This window comes from Citrobacter sp. RHBSTW-00029 (assembly GCF_014104295.1).
Classification (GTDB): domain Bacteria; phylum Pseudomonadota; class Gammaproteobacteria; order Enterobacterales; family Enterobacteriaceae; genus Citrobacter; species Citrobacter youngae.
Genome location: NZ_JABXRT010000001.1, coordinates 432,900 through 449,685, shown reverse-complemented (window position 1 = coordinate 449,685; position 16,786 = coordinate 432,900). Strand labels below are relative to the sequence as shown.

17 protein-coding genes are annotated in these 16,786 nt (G+C 53.2%); 15 read left to right on the top strand and 2 right to left on the bottom strand.

From position 1 onward, the window contains the following. The first annotated feature begins 92 nt into the window (after nt 1–92). On the top strand, nt 93–542 hold the full coding sequence (gene alaE, locus HV041_RS02230) for an L-alanine exporter AlaE (RefSeq protein ID WP_016154144.1): 450 nt from the start codon (nt 93–95) through the stop codon (nt 540–542). Between the two features lie 38 nt (nt 543–580). Here the strand turns inward: alaE and HV041_RS02225 are convergent, their stop codons facing one another. After that, the gene (locus HV041_RS02225; RefSeq protein WP_048212997.1) at nt 581–931 is read right to left on the bottom strand and encodes a DUF2002 family protein; all 351 of its coding nucleotides are present in this window, start codon (nt 929–931) and stop codon (nt 581–583) included. Nucleotides 932–1,054: 123 nt separating this feature from the next. Then, nucleotides 1,055–2,389, bottom strand: coding sequence for a PLP-dependent aminotransferase family protein (locus HV041_RS02220; RefSeq protein WP_048212998.1), 1,335 nt, complete (start codon nt 2,387–2,389; stop codon nt 1,055–1,057). A 90-nt stretch (nt 2,390–2,479) separates the two neighbouring features. Between HV041_RS02220 and HV041_RS02215 the strand changes: the two genes are divergently transcribed. The 14 genes from HV041_RS02215 to emrB all read left to right on the top strand — a co-directional run bounded on the left by HV041_RS02215 (nt 2,480) and on the right by emrB (nt 16,770). Beyond that, entirely contained in the window at nt 2,480–2,911 is a 432-nt protein-coding gene (locus tag HV041_RS02215) for a carboxymuconolactone decarboxylase family protein (RefSeq protein WP_048212999.1), read from the top strand. A 281-nt stretch (nt 2,912–3,192) separates the two neighbouring features. Beyond that, the gene (gene nrdH, locus HV041_RS02210) at nt 3,193–3,438 is read left to right on the top strand and encodes a glutaredoxin-like protein NrdH (RefSeq protein ID WP_048236625.1); all 246 of its coding nucleotides are present in this window, start codon (nt 3,193–3,195) and stop codon (nt 3,436–3,438) included. After that, entirely contained in the window at nt 3,435–3,845 is a 411-nt protein-coding gene (gene nrdI / locus HV041_RS02205) for a class Ib ribonucleoside-diphosphate reductase assembly flavoprotein NrdI (RefSeq protein ID WP_121584959.1), read from the top strand. Before nrdH ends, nrdI begins: the two co-directional genes overlap by 4 nt. Beyond that, complete coding sequence (gene nrdE / locus HV041_RS02200) at nt 3,818–5,962, top strand: class 1b ribonucleoside-diphosphate reductase subunit alpha (RefSeq protein WP_121584960.1); 2,145 nt, start codon at nt 3,818–3,820, stop codon at nt 5,960–5,962. The genes nrdI and nrdE overlap by 28 nt, the downstream gene beginning before the upstream one ends. 10 nt (nt 5,963–5,972) lie before the next feature. Continuing rightward, a complete protein-coding gene (nrdF, locus tag HV041_RS02195; RefSeq protein ID WP_121584961.1) occupies nt 5,973–6,932 on the top strand; it encodes a class 1b ribonucleoside-diphosphate reductase subunit beta in 960 nt (319 codons plus the stop codon). 354 nt (nt 6,933–7,286) lie between these two features. Continuing rightward, nucleotides 7,287–8,489 carry a glycine betaine/L-proline ABC transporter ATP-binding protein ProV gene (gene proV / locus HV041_RS02190; RefSeq protein WP_003037282.1) on the top strand — a complete coding sequence of 401 codons (1,203 nt, stop codon included), beginning with the start codon at nt 7,287–7,289 and terminating at the stop codon, nt 8,487–8,489. Then, nucleotides 8,482–9,546 (top strand): glycine betaine/L-proline ABC transporter permease ProW, encoded by a 1,065-nt coding sequence (proW, locus tag HV041_RS02185; protein ID WP_121584962.1) that lies wholly within the window; start codon nt 8,482–8,484, stop codon nt 9,544–9,546. Before proV ends, proW begins: the two co-directional genes overlap by 8 nt. 189 nt (nt 9,547–9,735) lie before the next feature. Further along, nucleotides 9,736–10,731 (top strand): glycine betaine/L-proline ABC transporter substrate-binding protein ProX, encoded by a 996-nt coding sequence (proX, locus tag HV041_RS02180; RefSeq protein ID WP_043017315.1) that lies wholly within the window; start codon nt 9,736–9,738, stop codon nt 10,729–10,731. Nucleotides 10,732–10,922: 191 nt separating this feature from the next. Beyond that, the gene (locus HV041_RS02175; RefSeq protein ID WP_003839673.1) at nt 10,923–12,107 is read left to right on the top strand and encodes an MFS transporter; all 1,185 of its coding nucleotides are present in this window, start codon (nt 10,923–10,925) and stop codon (nt 12,105–12,107) included. A gap of 122 nt (nt 12,108–12,229) precedes the next feature. Beyond that, nucleotides 12,230–12,967: an AzlC family ABC transporter permease gene (locus HV041_RS02170; protein WP_121584963.1), complete on the top strand. Its 738-nt coding sequence runs from the start codon at nt 12,230–12,232 to the stop codon at nt 12,965–12,967. Then, nucleotides 12,957–13,292 carry an L-valine transporter subunit YgaH gene (gene ygaH / locus HV041_RS02165; RefSeq protein WP_003037297.1) on the top strand — a complete coding sequence of 112 codons (336 nt, stop codon included), beginning with the start codon at nt 12,957–12,959 and terminating at the stop codon, nt 13,290–13,292. Before HV041_RS02170 ends, ygaH begins: the two co-directional genes overlap by 11 nt. A 90-nt stretch (nt 13,293–13,382) precedes the next feature. Next, entirely contained in the window at nt 13,383–13,913 is a 531-nt protein-coding gene (emrR, locus tag HV041_RS02160; RefSeq protein ID WP_042313109.1) for a multidrug efflux transporter EmrAB transcriptional repressor EmrR, read from the top strand. Nucleotides 13,914–14,042: 129 nt separating this feature from the next. Beyond that, entirely contained in the window at nt 14,043–15,215 is a 1,173-nt protein-coding gene (gene emrA / locus HV041_RS02155; RefSeq protein WP_121584964.1) for a multidrug efflux MFS transporter periplasmic adaptor subunit EmrA, read from the top strand. A gap of 16 nt (nt 15,216–15,231) precedes the next feature. Continuing rightward, on the top strand, nt 15,232–16,770 hold the full coding sequence (gene emrB / locus HV041_RS02150; protein WP_016154159.1) for a multidrug efflux MFS transporter permease subunit EmrB: 1,539 nt from the start codon (nt 15,232–15,234) through the stop codon (nt 16,768–16,770). Nucleotides 16,771–16,786: the final 16 nt, after the last annotated feature.

Sequence of the window (16,786 nt, the reverse complement as noted above, 5' to 3'; positions counted from 1 at the left end):
AGATATCCTACTCAAACGCGAAAGCAGCAAGACAAATCACTAGCAAGAAGGTATTGAAAACCTTTTTCCCCCTTTTTACAAGGAGCATTAACATGTTCTCTCCGCAGTCACGCTTGCGTCATGCAGTAGCAGACACGTTCGCGATGGTTGTTTATTGTTCTGTCGTGAACATGTTGATCGAGATATTCCTTTCAGGAATGAGTTTCGAACAGTCACTGTACTCCAGACTGGTCGCTATCCCCGTCAACATCCTGATCGCCTGGCCATACGGTATGTACCGCGATTTGTTTATGCGCGCGGCACGCAAAGCCACGCAGGCAGGATGGGGGAAAAACCTGGCGGATGTGCTGGCCTATGTCACGTTCCAGTCGCCGGTATATGTGATTATTCTGCTGACGGTTGGCGCAGACTGGCACCAGATCACAGCTGCGGTAAGCTCCAACATCGTGGTCTCAATGCTGATGGGTGCAGTGTATGGCTACTTCCTTGATTATTGCCGCCGCCTGTTTAAGGTCAGCAGCTACCACCAGGCTAAAGCGTAAAAAACATCTCATCGCGACTGGCACTGCCAGTCGCGTTATCAGTTTGAACTCACGTCGCCAAACAACCCACTCAGATAACGTTCCAGCGCGATACGCGAGCTAAAGCCGTGTGGAATACCATAATGTTCGTGAGTATCGCCGGCTAAATACAGTGGGAATTGCTGATAGTGATCGCAGGTTTTAATATCCGTCGCGGGTTCTGCCAGCGAAGAGCTGCGCTCTTTTAGCGTGGGATGGATAATTAATGCGGTACGTCCCATACGTGCTTCACGGTTAACGTATACATAATTCTCACCACGTCGATAACCGTATGTTTTCTGTGTGACTACATCAACGGTAAAGCCCACTTTTTCAAGTACGCGCGCCACCTCATCAGGTCGTAAATACATATTATTTTCCTCGTTATCTTTTACTGCGGGCTTACCTTACCTGATTCAGCATTAGCAACGCTTTCAGAAAAGTCCATAAACGCGTGGCCAGGGTGGGACGAATATCGTAAGAACCGTACAGATTTATGTCAGTGCCAGCCGCAGTTGATTTGCCGCCTGCTGCGCCATTGCAACCGAGCTGATGTTGGTAAATGACAGCAAGATCCCCCCTTTTCCTGCTGAAGTCATTCGCCAACGGCTTAAGGCCTGAACCGCCAGCCCGGCCTGATTCGCTTTGCACACTAGCGCAACATCATCGCCGTCTACGGTCATCACCAGTTGGATCCCCCCTTCCTGAGGAATGACATTAAATCCTTGTTCGGTCAGGGCGTTTTCCATCCATTGACGCCGCTCGGCATAATGCTGGCGCATGCGTTTTAAGTGCCGCCAGAAATGACCGTCTTGCATAAAATCTGCCAGCGTTTGCTGCCATAAAACCGGAACGCTACAGGCCGTTAGCGACGCCTGCTGGCGAAAACGTTCAACCTGGGTCAGGGGTACCACCAGCCATGCCGTGCGCAACGCCGGAAACATCGATTTGCTGAACGTGCCGGCATAAATCACCCGCTGGGGCGCATCCAGACTTTTAAGCGGCGGCAACGGTTTACCGTGGTAGCGAAATTCACTGTCGTAATCATCTTCAATAATCCACGCCTGTTCGCGAGTCGCCCACTCCAGCAACCGATGACGACGATCTAATGACAGAGCCACGCCCAGCGGACTTTGGTGTGCGGGGGTGAGCATGACAAAACGTGCCTGTGGAAAGTCGCGGATCCCGGCGCAGACATCCAGACCATCGGCATCAACTGCCACCGGCATCAGCTCAATGCGTTCCTGAGCCACCACGGGCCGAATCAACGGAAAGCCGGGATCTTCGACCCACATTCCCTCACCGGGTTGAGACAGGGCGCGCAGAATTAACGTCACTGATGCCGCGTAGCCTGACGTAATAAAAATCTGCTCCGGCTGGCACTCAATGCTTCGTGAAACGCGCAGGTAATCCACAATCGCCTGACGTAACGCGCGTTCGCCGCAAACATCGCCCACCGCAAGGTCAAAACGCGTTTGGGTGCGTAAACGCCGTCCCATCACCCGCGCCCAGACGTCACGCGGGAAGAGATCGAGTGCGGGTAATCCCATTTGAAAAGGGTGCGGTCTGGGGTTTTCTCCGGCGAAGATCGCGGGAGACGCAGGCGCCCTTTCGGGTCGCAGTTGCTCACTGACAAATGTTCCGGCCTGCCCACGCCGCGCGAGCCAGCCCTGCGCCACCAGCTCGGCGTAGGCATTTTCCACCGTCGAGCGTGACACACCCAATTCCTGGGCCCAGGTCCGACTTGATGGCAATCGGGTTCCGGGTTTGAGTTCACCTTTCTCAATTGCGTTTTTTAACTGACGGGCGATGTGCTGATAACGCGGCATTTATGGTCTGCTTTTTTAGCAACAATATGGCTCTCTATAGCAGTCCATTATAGTGCTACATTGCGGGTCATCCAAACGAGGAGAAATACTATGACCATGTTACGCCAGCCCTATTATGAACTCAGCCCTGAAGTCTATAACGCTCTGGTTCAGGCAAGCAAAGCGCTGGAGAACTGCGCGCTGGAACCCACGCTGACGGAACTGATTTACCTGCGGGTCTCGCAAATCAACGGCTGCGCCTTTTGTCTGGAAATGCACAGTAAAGCGCTGCGCAAATCCGGTGTTGCGCAGGCCAAACTGGATGCGCTGGCAGGCTGGCGGGTGAGTCACCACTTCAGCGAGCAGGAACGTGCGGCGCTGGCGTGGGCCGAATCCGTCACCGATATCGCCAGCACCCATGCCGAAGATGATGTTTATCTGCCGCTGCTCGACCATTTTAGCGCGAAAGAAATTAGCGACCTGACGTTTGCCATTAGCCTGATGAACTGCTTTAACCGTCTGGCGGTAGGGATGCGCATGTGATTCTGCGCTGCCGGATGGCGGCATAAACGCCTTATCCGGCCTGGGATGCGCTCTCCTGTTGCCCGTAGGCCCGATAAGCTTAGCGCCATCGGGCAATTTAGAACCACCAGTTAGCCTTCCCCCGCCACGCTCATCACCCAGTTCATCATTAATCTAAAATTCCCATATCTTGTATGGTTGAATCTTTTTAAAACCACATCTAGTATCTCTCCTATCAGGACACACACAACCCGACGCCCTCTATCGCGCCGATCTCTTATCTTTAAATGGAAATACGAATCATGCGCATTATTATTTACACTCGCAATAACTGTGTTCAGTGCCATGCCACCAAACGGGCAATGGAAAGCCGTGGTTTTGACTTTGAGATGGTAAACGTCGATTTACAGCCCGATTTGGCTGATAGCCTGCGCGATCAAGGGTTTCGCCAGCTACCGGTCGTGGTCGCGGGTGAAACCAGTTGGTCAGGTTTTCGCCCGGACATGATCAACCGTCTGCATCCGGAACACCGTGTGGCCAGCGCATGAGTCAGCTCGTCTACTTCTCCAGCAGCTCCGAAAATACGCACCGCTTTATGCAGCGTCTGGGGCTGTCTGCCATCCGCATTCCGCTTAACGAACGCGAGCGGATCCGGGTAGACGAACCTTACATATTAATCGTGCCGTCCTACGGCGGCGGCGGCACGGCTGGCGCGGTCCCAAGACAGGTGATCCGCTTTTTAAACGATACGAACAACCGGGCGTTAATCCGTGGAGTGATCGCCTCCGGCAATCGTAATTTCGGTGACGCCTACGGTCGCGCGGGTGATGTCATCTCACAAAAATGCGGCGTGCCGTGGCTCTATCGCTTTGAGCTGATGGGCACCCAAAGCGATATCGACAACGTTCGAAAAGGAGTGAGCGAATTTTGGCAACGACAACCGCAGAACGTGTAATGCAGCCAACGCTGGATTATCACGCCCTGAACGCCATGCTGAATCTGTATGATAAAGCCGGGCGCATTCAGTTCGACAAAGACCATCAGGCGGTGGAGGCTTTCTTTGCCGCACACGTCCGCCCCAACTCGGTGGCGTTTGCCAGCCAGCAGGAGCGCCTGGAAACGTTGGTGGATGAAGGCTATTACGATGCCAGCGTGTTAGCCCGCTACGATCGCGCGTTCGTGCTGAAGCTATTCACCCACGCCCACGCCAGCGGATTCCGTTTCCAGACGTTCCTCGGCGCATGGAAGTTCTACACCAGCTATACGTTGAAAACGTTCGACGGTAAGCGCTATCTCGAAGACTTTGAGGATCGGGTAACGATGGTGGCACTCACGCTGGCGCAGGGCGATGAAGCACTCGCGATGCAACTGACCGATGAAATGCTCTCCGGGCGCTTTCAGCCCGCCACACCAACCTTTTTAAACTGCGGCAAACAGCAACGCGGTGAGCTGGTCTCCTGCTTCCTGTTGCGTATTGAAGACAACATGGAGTCTATTGGTCGGGCGGTCAACTCCGCACTTCAGCTATCCAAACGCGGCGGCGGCGTGGCATTTTTACTCTCCAACCTGCGCGAGGCAGGTGCGCCCATTAAACGCATTGAGAACCAGTCCTCCGGGGTGATCCCGGTAATGAAAATGCTGGAAGATGCATTTTCTTATGCGAATCAACTCGGGGCACGTCAGGGCGCAGGCGCAGTGTATCTGCACGCACACCATCCGGATATTTTACGTTTTCTCGATACCAAGCGCGAAAACGCCGACGAGAAAATCCGCATCAAAACGCTCTCGCTTGGCGTGGTGATCCCGGATGTTACCTTTCGACTGGCGAAAGAAAATGCCCGGATGGCGCTGTTCTCGCCGTATGACGTGGAACGGATTTACGGCAAACCGTTCGGTGATATCGCCGTGAGTGAGCGGTATGACGAACTGGTGGCCGACGAACGCGTGCGCAAAAAATACATTAACGCCCGCGAGTTCTTCCAGCGGCTGGCCGAGATCCAGTTTGAGTCTGGTTATCCTTACATCATGTTTGAAGATACGGTGAATCGCGCCAATCCGATTGCCGGTCGGATCAATATGAGCAATCTGTGCTCGGAGATTTTGCAGGTTAACAGTGCCTCCACCTACGATGAAAATCTCAATTACGAGCAGACCGGGCACGATATCTCCTGCAATCTCGGCTCCTTGAATATTGCCCGTACCATGGATTCACCCGATTTTGGCCGTACCGTGGAAACGGCGGTTCGCGGCTTAACCGCCGTTTCGGACATGAGCCACATCCGCAGCGTGCCTTCGATCGACGCCGGGAACAACGCGTCGCACGCGATTGGCCTTGGGCAGATGAACCTGCACGGGTATCTGGCGCGGGAAGGGATTGCCTACGGTTCGCCGGAAGGGCTGGATTTCACCAATCTCTATTTCTACACCATCACATGGCATGCGCTGAATACGTCAATGAAGATCGCCCGCGAGCGCGGTCAAACCTTTGCCGGATTCAAACAGTCACGCTACGCCAGCGGCGAGTATTTTAACCAGTATCTGCAGGGTGACTGGCAGCCAAAAACCGACAAGGTTCGCGCACTGTTTACCGTCAGCGGCATTACGCTACCGACGCGCGAGATGTGGTCACAGCTGCGTGAAGATGTGATGCGCTACGGCATTTATAATCAGAATTTACAGGCGGTTCCGCCCACAGGTTCTATCTCCTACATCAATCATGCCACGTCAAGCATTCACCCGATCGTGTCGAAGGTGGAGATTCGCAAAGAGGGCAAAACCGGGCGCGTTTACTACCCTGCCCCGTTTATGACCAATGAGAATCTGGCCTTGTATCAGGATGCCTACGAGATCGGTCCACAAAAAATTATTGATACCTACGCTGAAGCAACGCGGCATGTCGACCAAGGGCTTTCACTGACGCTCTTTTTCCCTGATACCGCCACCACGCGCGATATCAACAAAGCGCAGATTTACGCCTGGCGTAAGGGCATCAAATCCCTGTACTACATCCGACTACGCCAGCTGGCGCTGGAAGGCACCGAAATCGAAGGCTGCGTGTCATGCGCGCTGTAAGGAGGAGAAAATGACATTATCCCGCGTGAGCGCCATCAACTGGAACAAGATTGAGGATGATAAAGATCTTGAGGTATGGAACCGCCTGACCAGTAACTTCTGGCTACCGGAAAAGGTCCCGCTCTCCAATGACATTCCGGCCTGGCAAACGTTGAACGCAGCCGAACAGCAGCTAACAATCCGCGTTTTTACCGGACTGACGCTGCTCGACACCATTCAGAATGTTGCCGGAGCACCAGCGTTAATGACTGATTCGTTAACGCCGCATGAAGAGGCGGTGCTGTCAAATATCAGCTTTATGGAGGCGGTGCACGCCCGTTCCTACAGCTCTATTTTCTCCACCCTTTGCCAGACCAAAGATGTGGATGCAGCTTACGCCTGGAGTGAAGAAAACACCCCACTCCAGCGCAAGGCGCAGATTGTTTTGGCACATTACGCCAGCGACGAACCGTTGAAGAAAAAAATAGCCAGCGTGTTTCTGGAATCCTTCCTCTTCTATTCTGGCTTCTGGTTACCGATGTATTTCTCCAGCCGCGGTAAACTGACCAATACCGCCGATCTCATTCGTCTGATCATTCGTGATGAAGCGGTTCATGGGTATTACATTGGTTATAAATATCAAAAAGGTCTGGAGCATATTTCCGAATCAGCACGCGAAGAGTTAAAGAACTTTGCCTTCGATCTGCTGATCGAATTGTATGATAACGAAGCGCGCTATACGGAAGAATTGTATGCAGAAACCGGCTGGGTGGATGACGTCAAAGCCTTCCTTTGTTACAACGCCAATAAGGCATTAATGAATTTGGGATATGAGGCATTATTCCCGCCTGAAATGGCGGAGGTTAACCCGGCAATCCTTGCCGCGCTGTCGCCCAACGCTGACGAAAACCACGATTTCTTCTCGGGTTCCGGTTCATCCTATGTGATGGGAAAAGCGGTCGAAACCGAAGATGACGACTGGAATTTCTAGCAATCATTTCTACGGGAAATACCGTACATTTTTCGCGGAAATATTTTAACAGGATCACACTTTTGTCGTGCAAATATAATTGTGTGATCTACACTCAATATCAGCCGCATTATTCGCCTGCATTCCAGCAATTCAGGCGATTTTTCATTGCCATTTACAAAAAATATTAACCCGTTCACATTCGCGCTCAGCCCTTATATCACGGGAAGTCCCGCCATCTGGCCTTTGGCAATATTCATGCCACAACCAAATTCAGGGTTGTCTCAGATTCTCAGTATGTTAGGGTAGAAAAAGGTCACTATTTCCATCAGGTAATATATCGATATAAACAAATAACAGGAATCATTCTATTGCATGGCAATTAAATTAGAAGTTAAAAATCTCTATAAGATATTTGGAGAGCATCCCCAGAGAGCCTTCAAATATATTGAAAAAGGACTTTCAAAAGAGCAGATTCTGGATAAAACGGGGCTATCGCTTGGCGTTAAGAACGCCAGTCTGGCCATTGAAGAAGGCGAGATATTTGTCATCATGGGATTATCCGGTTCGGGTAAATCCACAATGGTACGCCTTCTCAATCGCCTGATTGAACCCACCCGCGGGCAGGTATTGATTGACGGCGTAGACATCGCCCGGATATCCGATGCTGAGCTTCGCGAGGTGCGCAGAAAAAAGATTGCGATGGTGTTCCAGTCCTTTGCCCTGATGCCACACATGACGGTGCTGGACAATACGGCATTCGGCATGGAATTAGCCGGTGTTGGTGCGGATGAACGTCGTGAAAAAGCGTTAGATGCGCTACGTCAGGTTGGTCTGGAGAATTATGCTCACGGATACCCGGATGAACTTTCCGGGGGGATGCGCCAGCGTGTGGGCCTCGCCCGTGCATTAGCCATTAATCCTGACATCTTATTAATGGATGAGGCCTTCTCAGCCCTCGATCCATTAATTCGTACTGAGATGCAGGATGAACTGGTAAAACTACAGGCGAAGCATCAGCGCACCGTGGTCTTTATTTCGCACGACCTCGACGAAGCCATGCGTATTGGCGACAGAATTGCCATTATGCAAAACGGTGAAGTGGTGCAGGTCGGCACGCCGGATGAAATCCTGAATAATCCGGCCAATGATTATGTACGCACCTTCTTCCGCGGCGTTGATATTAGCCAGGTCTTCAGTGCGAAAGATATTTCACGCCGTAGCCCCGAAGGTTTAATTCGTAAAACGCCTGGAGTGGGTCCACGTTCGGCGCTGCAATTATTGCAGGACAAAGATCGTGAATATGGTTACGTGATCGAACGCGGCAATAAATTCGTTGGCGTTGTTTCAATCGACTCCTTAAAAACAGCGTTAAGTCAGGCGCAAGGTATTGAAGCGGCATTGATCGATGAGCCGTTAGCCGTAGATGCACAAACTCCTCTCAGCGAGTTGCTTTCTCATGTCGGCCAGGCCCCGTGCGCGGTGCCGGTTGTTGATGAGGAACAGCAGTATGTGGGCGTCATTTCAAAACGCATGCTGTTACAGGCTTTAGATCGTGAGGGGGTAAACAATGGCTGATCAAACTAATCCGTGGGATACCACACCAGCGGCCGACAGCGCCGCACAAACTGCCGATGCCTGGAGCACGCCATCCGGTGCGCCCACTGACGGCGGTGGCGCGGACTGGCTGACCAGTACCCCCGCGCCGGCACCAGAGCATTTCAATATTATGGATCCGTTCCATAAAACGCTGATCCCGCTGGACAGCTGGGTCACAGAGGGGATCGACTGGGTCGTTACCCATTTCCGTCCGGTCTTCCAGGGCATTCGTGTCCCGGTGGATTACATTCTCAACGGTTTTCAACAGCTGCTGTTAGGTATGCCAGCCCCGGTGGCGATTATCCTGTTCGCGCTGATTGCCTGGCAGATTTCTGGCGTTGGGATGGGCGTTGCTACGCTGATTTCCTTGATTGCCATCGGTGCCATCGGCGCGTGGTCACAGGCCATGATAACCCTGGCGCTGGTGTTGACCGCGCTGCTGTTCTGCGTGGTGATTGGCCTGCCGATGGGGATCTGGTTAGCGCGTAGCCCTCGGGCAGCAAAAATTGTTCGCCCGCTGCTGGATGCGATGCAAACCACACCCGCGTTTGTCTATCTGGTGCCGATTGTCATGTTGTTCGGTATTGGTAACGTCCCGGGCGTAGTGGTGACGATTATCTTCGCCCTGCCGCCAATCGTACGTCTGACTATTCTGGGGATTAACCAGGTGCCAGCCGATCTGATTGAAGCCTCGCGCTCGTTTGGTGCCAGCCCGCGTCAGATGCTGTTTAAAGTGCAGCTCCCGCTGGCAATGCCCACCATTATGGCCGGGGTTAACCAGACGCTGATGCTGGCGCTCTCAATGGTCGTCATCGCGTCGATGATTGCCGTGGGCGGGCTGGGTCAGATGGTTCTGCGCGGAATTGGTCGTCTGGATATGGGGCTTGCCACCGTCGGCGGAGTTGGGATTGTGATCCTCGCCATCATTCTGGATCGCCTGACGCAGGCCGTTGGTCGCGATTCGCGTAGCCGTGGCAACCGTCGCTGGTACACCACTGGTCCCGTTGGGCTTATCACTCGCCCTTTCACGAAGTAATTCACCCGTTGCCCGGTGGCGCATTGCTTACCGGGCCTACAATTCATTAACTTGCGCAAAATCGTTCAAGTTGCATCGAGGCGGCAAACGAATGTATCCCCAGGAGCGTACAAGTAGTACGTGACTGGGGTGCATGAATGCAGCCAACAAAGAGGCGGCTTGAAGGATGAAGTGCAATAAGGAACAACGATGCGACAGAAAATCATTATTGCCACAGCGTTTGCCACCCTTGTCTCCACCAGCACTTTCGCTGCCGACCTGCCGGGCAAAGGCATCACCGTACAGCCTATCCAGAGCACTATCTCTGAAGAATCCTTCCAGACGCAGTTAGTCGCCCGTGCGCTGGAGAAACTGGGTTACACCGTTAACAAAACCAGCGAAGTTGACTACAACGTCGGCTATACCTCCATTGCCTCTGGCGATGCAACTTTTACCGCCGTGAACTGGCAGCCGCTGCATGATGATATGTACGCCGCGGCGGGCGGAGACAAAAAATTTTATCGCGAGGGGGTATTCGTTACGGGTGCCGCACAGGGTTATCTGATCGACAAGAAAACCGCTGAGCAGTACAAAATCACCAATATCGCCCAGTTAAAAGATCCGAAGATCGCCAAAATCTTTGACACCAACGGTGACGGAAAAGCCGATATGATGGGCTGTTCACCGGGCTGGGGTTGTGAAGCAGTAATCAACCACCAGAACAAAGCTTTCGATCTGGAAAAAACCGTCGAGGTCAGCCACGGTAACTATGCAGCGATGATGGCTGACACCATTACCCGCTTCAAAGAAGGTAAACCCATTCTTTACTACACCTGGACACCGTACTGGGTCAGCGACGTAATGAAGCCGGGTAAAGATGTGGTCTGGCTGCAGGTGCCGTTCTCTTCCCTGCCAGGCGAGCAGAAAGATATTGATACCAAGCTGCCAAACGGCGCCAACTACGGCTTCCCGGTGAACACGATGCATATTGTCGCCAATAAAGCCTGGGCGGAGAAAAACCCGGCTGCGGCGAAACTGTTTGCCATCATGAAGCTGCCGCTGGCGGATATCAACGCGCAGAACGCAATGATGCACGATGGGAAAGCATCTGAAGCCGACGTGCAGGGTCACGTTGACGGCTGGATCAAAGCCCACCAGCAGCAGTTTGACGGCTGGGTGAACGAAGCGCTGGCCGCGCAGAAATAACCCACTCGCAGGCCTGATGAGCGTAGTACCATCAGGCCAGTAACCGCATAAATGCCGGATGGTGGCGCGATGCGCCACCATCCGTCCTATCCACCCTCCTCCAATCGCACAATCCATCACTCAACAAATCAGCAACATTTAATCACTTCCGTTATGATTGTTTTCTGCAACCCATTACTCAGTTGAAAACAATGACGAAAACTACTCAGGGACTTAGCCCTTCGCTGATCCTGTTAATGTCTATTGCCACCGGCCTCGCCGTCGCCAGTAACTATTATGCGCAGCCGCTGCTCGATACCATCGCGCGCAACTTTTCGCTCTCTGCCAGTACCGCAGGGTTTATCGTCACCGCGGCCCAGCTCGGCTACGCCGCCGGCCTGCTGTTCTTAGTGCCGCTCGGCGATATGTTTGAACGCCGGATGCTGATTGTCTCCATGACGCTGTTAGCGGCTGGTGGCATGCTGATCACCGCCAGCAGCCAGTCGCTGGGTATGCTGATCCTCGGTACTGCCCTGACCGGGCTGTTCTCGGTAGTGGCACAGATTTTAGTTCCGCTGGCGGCAACGCTTGCCACACCGGACAAGCGCGGTAAAGTCGTCGGCACGATTATGAGCGGCCTGCTGTTGGGCATTCTGCTGGCGCGCACCGTGGCGGGATTACTGGCGAATCTTGGCGGCTGGCGCACCGTATTTTGGGTGGCATCGGTATTAATGGCGCTGATGGCGGTTGCACTGTGGCGCGGCCTGCCGAAGATGAAATCCGATACCCATCTCAACTATCCGCAGCTGTTAGGCTCCGTATTCAGCCTGTTTATCCACGATAAACTGCTGCGTACCCGCGCAATGCTGGGCTGTCTGACCTTTGCCAATTTCAGTATTCTGTGGACATCAATGGCGTTTTTGCTCGCCGCACCGCCGTTTAACTATTCAGAAGGAATGATTGGTCTGTTCGGTCTGGCGGGTGCCGCAGGGGCGTTAGGCGCACGTCCGGCGGGCGGTTTTGCCGATAAAGGTAAATCCCACCTGACCACAACCATGGGGCTGCTATTACTGCTACTCTCCTGGCTTGCTATTTGGTTTGGGCACGCTTCAGTCCCCATGCTGATTATCGGTATTCTGGTGTTGGACCTCACCGTTCAGGGAGTGCACATCACCAACCAGACGGTTATTTATCGCATTCATCCTGACGCACGTAATCGCCTGACCGCCGGATACATGACCAGCTATTTTATTGGCGGAGCGGCAGGTTCGCTGATTTCAGCCTCTGCCTGGCAGCATGCCGGGTGGGCTGGCGTTTGTCTGGCAGGTACGACCGTTGCCATACTCAACCTGTTGGTCTGGTGGCGAGGTTTTCACCGTCAGGAAGCCGTAAATTAAGCGTATAGCGCATGTTTACCGCTGATTGGGCTCCGTAGGGTGTTAAGGAGCCCATCAGTCTGCTAAGGTTATAACTCATTGAACCAAGTTATATTAATTTCGGTAATGAAGCCTATAGCCCTATGGAAAGCCCTGTTCCCCAACCTGAACCCAGTTCTGCAACGCTAACTGAAGGTTTCAAAGATAGCCTGCCGATAGTCATCAGCTATATTCCAGTCGCTTTTGCATTTGGTCTCAATGCCACTCGCCTTGGCTTTACGCCGGTTGAAAGCGTCTTTTTCTCCTGCATTATCTATGCAGGAGCCAGCCAGTTTGTCATTACCACCATGCTCGCCGCAGGCAGTTCGCTGTGGGTCGCCGCGCTGACCGTCATGGCCATGGATGTCCGTCATGTTTTGTACGGCCCTTCCCTGCGTAGTCGGATCGCTCAGCGACTGAGTAAACCCAAAAGCGCGCTGTGGGCTTTTGGCCTTACCGATGAAGTCTTTGCCGCTGCAACGGCAAAACTGGTACGGGATAACCGGCGCTGGAGTGAAAACTGGATGATCGGCATTGCGCTATGCTCCTGGGCCTCCTGGGTGTTTGGTACGGTGCTCGGCGCGTTTTCCGGCAGTGGTTTACTCAAGGATTACCCGGCGGTTGAAGCGGCACTGGGCTTCATGCTCCCGGCGCTGTTTATGAGCTTCCTACTCGCGTCATTCCAACGTAAACAAGCGCTCTGCGTGACTGCGGCCCTGGCCGGGGCGCTGGCAGGCGTCATGCTGTTTTCCATCCCTGCCGCTATCCTTGCAGGTATTGTCTGTGGCTGCCTGACGGCGCTCATCCAGTCATTTTGGCAAGGAGGTCCTGATGAGCTATGAGGTTCTGCTACTTGGCCTGTTGGTCGGCTGCGTAAATTACTGTTTTCGCTATTTGCCGCTCCGTCTTGGGGTCGGCAATGTTCGCCCGACGAAGCGCGGCGCGACAGGCATATTACTCGACACTATTGGCATTACATCAATTTGCGCCCTGCTGGTGGTGTCTACCGCGCCAGAAGTGATGCACGACGCTCGTCGGTTCGTGCCTACTCTGGTGGGGTTTGTCATACTGGGTGCAAGCTTCTATAAGACCCGCAGCATCATCATTCCAACGTTACTGAGTGCTCTGGGCTATGGATTAGCCTGGAAAATGCTGGTTGTCTTATAGATAAAAACAATCATTTTAAATTAATAATACATTTACTTTATTTGTCACTGTCGTTACTATATCGGCTGAAATTAATGAGGTTATACCCAAATGGATAGTTCGTTTACGCCCATTGAACAAATGCTAAAATTTCGCGCCAGCCGCTACGAAGAGTTCCCTTATCAGGAAGTGCTTCTGACTCGTCTATGCATGCACATGCAGGGCAAGCTGCTGGAAAACCGCAATAAGATGCTGAAAGCTCAAGGGATTAACGAGACGTTGTTTATGGCGTTGATTACGCTGGAGTCTCAGGAAAACCACAGTATTCAGCCTTCTGAACTGAGTTGTGCGCTTGGCTCGTCACGTACTAACGCTACCCGCATCGCGGATGAGTTAGAAAAACGTGGCTGGATCGAACGTCGCGAAAGCGATAACGATCGCCGCTGTCTGCATCTGCAATTGACCGAGAAAGGCCATGCATTTTTGCAAGAGGTGTTACCGCCTCAGCATAATTGCCTGCATCAGCTCTGGTCGTCTCTTAGCACCACCGAAAAAGATCAGCTTGAGCAAATTACCCGTAAACTTCTGACCCGTCTTGATCAGATGGAGCAGGATGGCACGGTGTTAGAAGCGCTGCGCTAACGCGCCGACTCGCTCAGAAATCCAGATTTATAAATGAAAAAACCGACAGGCCAGCACGCATACTGCTGGCCTGTCTGATAAACAGGTCGGCTCAGCCGATGTGAAAAAAATAAGATCGTGGAGAACAACATGAGCGCAAATGCGGAGACTCAAACCCCGCAGCAACCGGTCAAGAAGAATGGCAAACGTAAAAGTATGCTGCTCCTTCTGACCTTGCTCTTTATTATCATTGCCGTGGCATATGGGATTTATTGGTTTTTAGTACTTCGTCATGTCGAAGAGACAGACGATGCGTACGTGGCAGGGAACCAGGTTCAAATCATGGCTCAGGTATCAGGCAGTGTGACGAAAGTCTGGGCTGATAACACTGACTTTGTAAAACAAGGCGATGTGTTGGTCACCCTCGACCAGACTGATGCCAAGCAGGCATTTGAAAAAGCCAAAACTGCGCTGGCTTCCAGCGTGCGTCAGACGCACCAGTTGATGATCAACAGCAAGCAGTTACAGGCAAGCATTGAAGTGCAGAAAACAGCTCTGGCGCAGGCACAAAGCGACTTTAATCGCCGAGTCCCGCTGGGCAACGCCAACCTGATTGGCCGCGAAGAGCTGCAACATGCGCGTGATGCCGTCGCCAGCGCTCAGGCTCAGCTTGATGTCGCAATCCAACAATATAATGCTAACCAGGCGATGATTCTGGGTAGCAAGCTGGAAGATCAGCCCGCCGTGCAACAGGCAGCCACCGAAGTGCGCAATGCCTGGCTGGCGCTGGAACGTACCAGAATTGTCAGCCCAATGACCGGTTATGTATCCCGTCGCGCTGTACAGCCTGGTGCGCAAATTAGCTCAACCACGCCGCTAATGGCGGTTGTTCCGGCCACTAACCTGTGGGTAGATGCCAACTTCAAAGAAACGCAGCTCGCGCACATGCGTATCGGCCAACCAGCAACCGTTATCAGCGATATTTACGGCGATGACGTAAAATATACCGGTAAAGTTGTCGGCCTCGACATGGGTACGGGCAGCGCCTTCTCCCTGCTGCCGGCGCAAAACGCAACCGGCAACTGGATCAAAGTCGTCCAGCGTCTGCCGGTGCGTATCGAACTGGATGCGCAGCAGCTGGCACAGCATCCTCTGCGGATCGGTTTGTCTACGCTGGTTACAGTCGATACCTCCAATCGTGACGGACAAATTCTGGCAAGCCAGGTCCGCACCACGCCAGTATCAGAAAGTAATGCACGTGAAATCGACCTTGCTCCGGTCAATAAGATGATCGAAGAGATCGTGCGGGCCAACGCGGGCTAATTCAAAGGTGCGTGTGATGCAACAGCAAAAACCGCTGGAAGGCGCGCAGCTCGTCATAATGACGATCGCGCTGTCCCTGGCGACATTCATGCAGGTGCTGGACTCCACCATTGCTAACGTGGCGATCCCCACTATCGCCGGGAACCTCGGCTCTTCACTGAGCCAGGGAACCTGGGTGATCACCTCATTCGGGGTGGCGAACGCTATCTCTATTCCGATCACCGGCTGGCTGGCAAAACGCTTTGGCGAAGTAAGACTCTTTATGTGGTCAACTATCGCCTTCGTCATTGCGTCATGGGCATGCGGGATGTCCACCAGCCTGAACATGCTGATTTTCTTCCGCGTGATCCAAGGGATTGTCGCTGGTCCATTAATTCCGCTGTCACAAAGCCTGTTATTGAATAACTATCCACCCGCCAAGCGTTCCATCGCCCTCGCGCTATGGTCGATGACGGTGATTGTTGCCCCGATATGTGGTCCTATTCTGGGGGGCTATATCAGCGACAACTATCACTGGGGCTGGATATTTTTTATCAACGTGCCAATCGGGGCTGCGGTGGTATTGATGACCCTGCAAACCCTGCGCGGTCGGGAAACCAAAACCGAGCAGCGGCGCATTGACGCCATTGGTCTGGCACTGCTGGTCATCGGTATCGGCAGTTTGCAGATTATGCTCGACCGCGGCAAAGAGCTGGACTGGTTCGCCTCGCAGGAGATTATCATCCTGACAGTGGTCGCCGTGGTGGCTATCAGCTTCCTGATCGTCTGGGAGCTTACCGACGAGCACCCCATTGTCGATCTCTCGCTTTTTAAGTCGCGCAACTTTACCATCGGCTGCCTGTGTATCAGCCTGGCCTATATGCTCTACTTCGGCGCAATCGTCCTGCTGCCGCAGCTGTTGCAGGAGGTATACGGCTATACGGCAACCTGGGCTGGTCTGGCGTCAGCGCCGGTTGGGGTGATTCCGGTGATCCTGTCGCCGATTATCGGCCGCTTCGCGCACAAGCTGGATATGCGTCGGCTGGTGACGTTCAGTTTTATTATGTACGCCGTCTGTTTCTACTGGCGTGCGTGGACGTTCGAGCCGGGTATGGACTTTGGTGCATCGGCCTGGCCACAGTTTATTCAGGGGTTCGCAGTAGCCTGCTTCTTTATGCCGCTAACCACCATTACGCTGTCCGGTTTACCGCCTGAGCGTCTGGCGGCGGCATCCAGCTTGTCGAATTTTACGCGAACGCTGGCAGGTTCCATCGGCACATCGATTACAACAACGATGTGGACTAACCGTGAGTCGCTGCACCATGCGCAACTGACGGAATCCGTTAACCCCTACAACCCAAATGCTCAGGCAATGTACGACAAGCTGCAGGATTTAGGGATGACGCACCAGCAGGCGTCAGGGTGGATAGCCCAGCAGATCACTAATCAGGGTCTGATTATTTCCGCCAACGAAATCTTCTGGATGTCGGCGGGGATCTTCCTGGTTTTGCTTGGTCTGGTGTGGTTCGCCAAACCGCCCTTCGGCGCGGGCGGCGGCGGCGGTGGAGCGCACTAACTCTCTGATAAAAGGG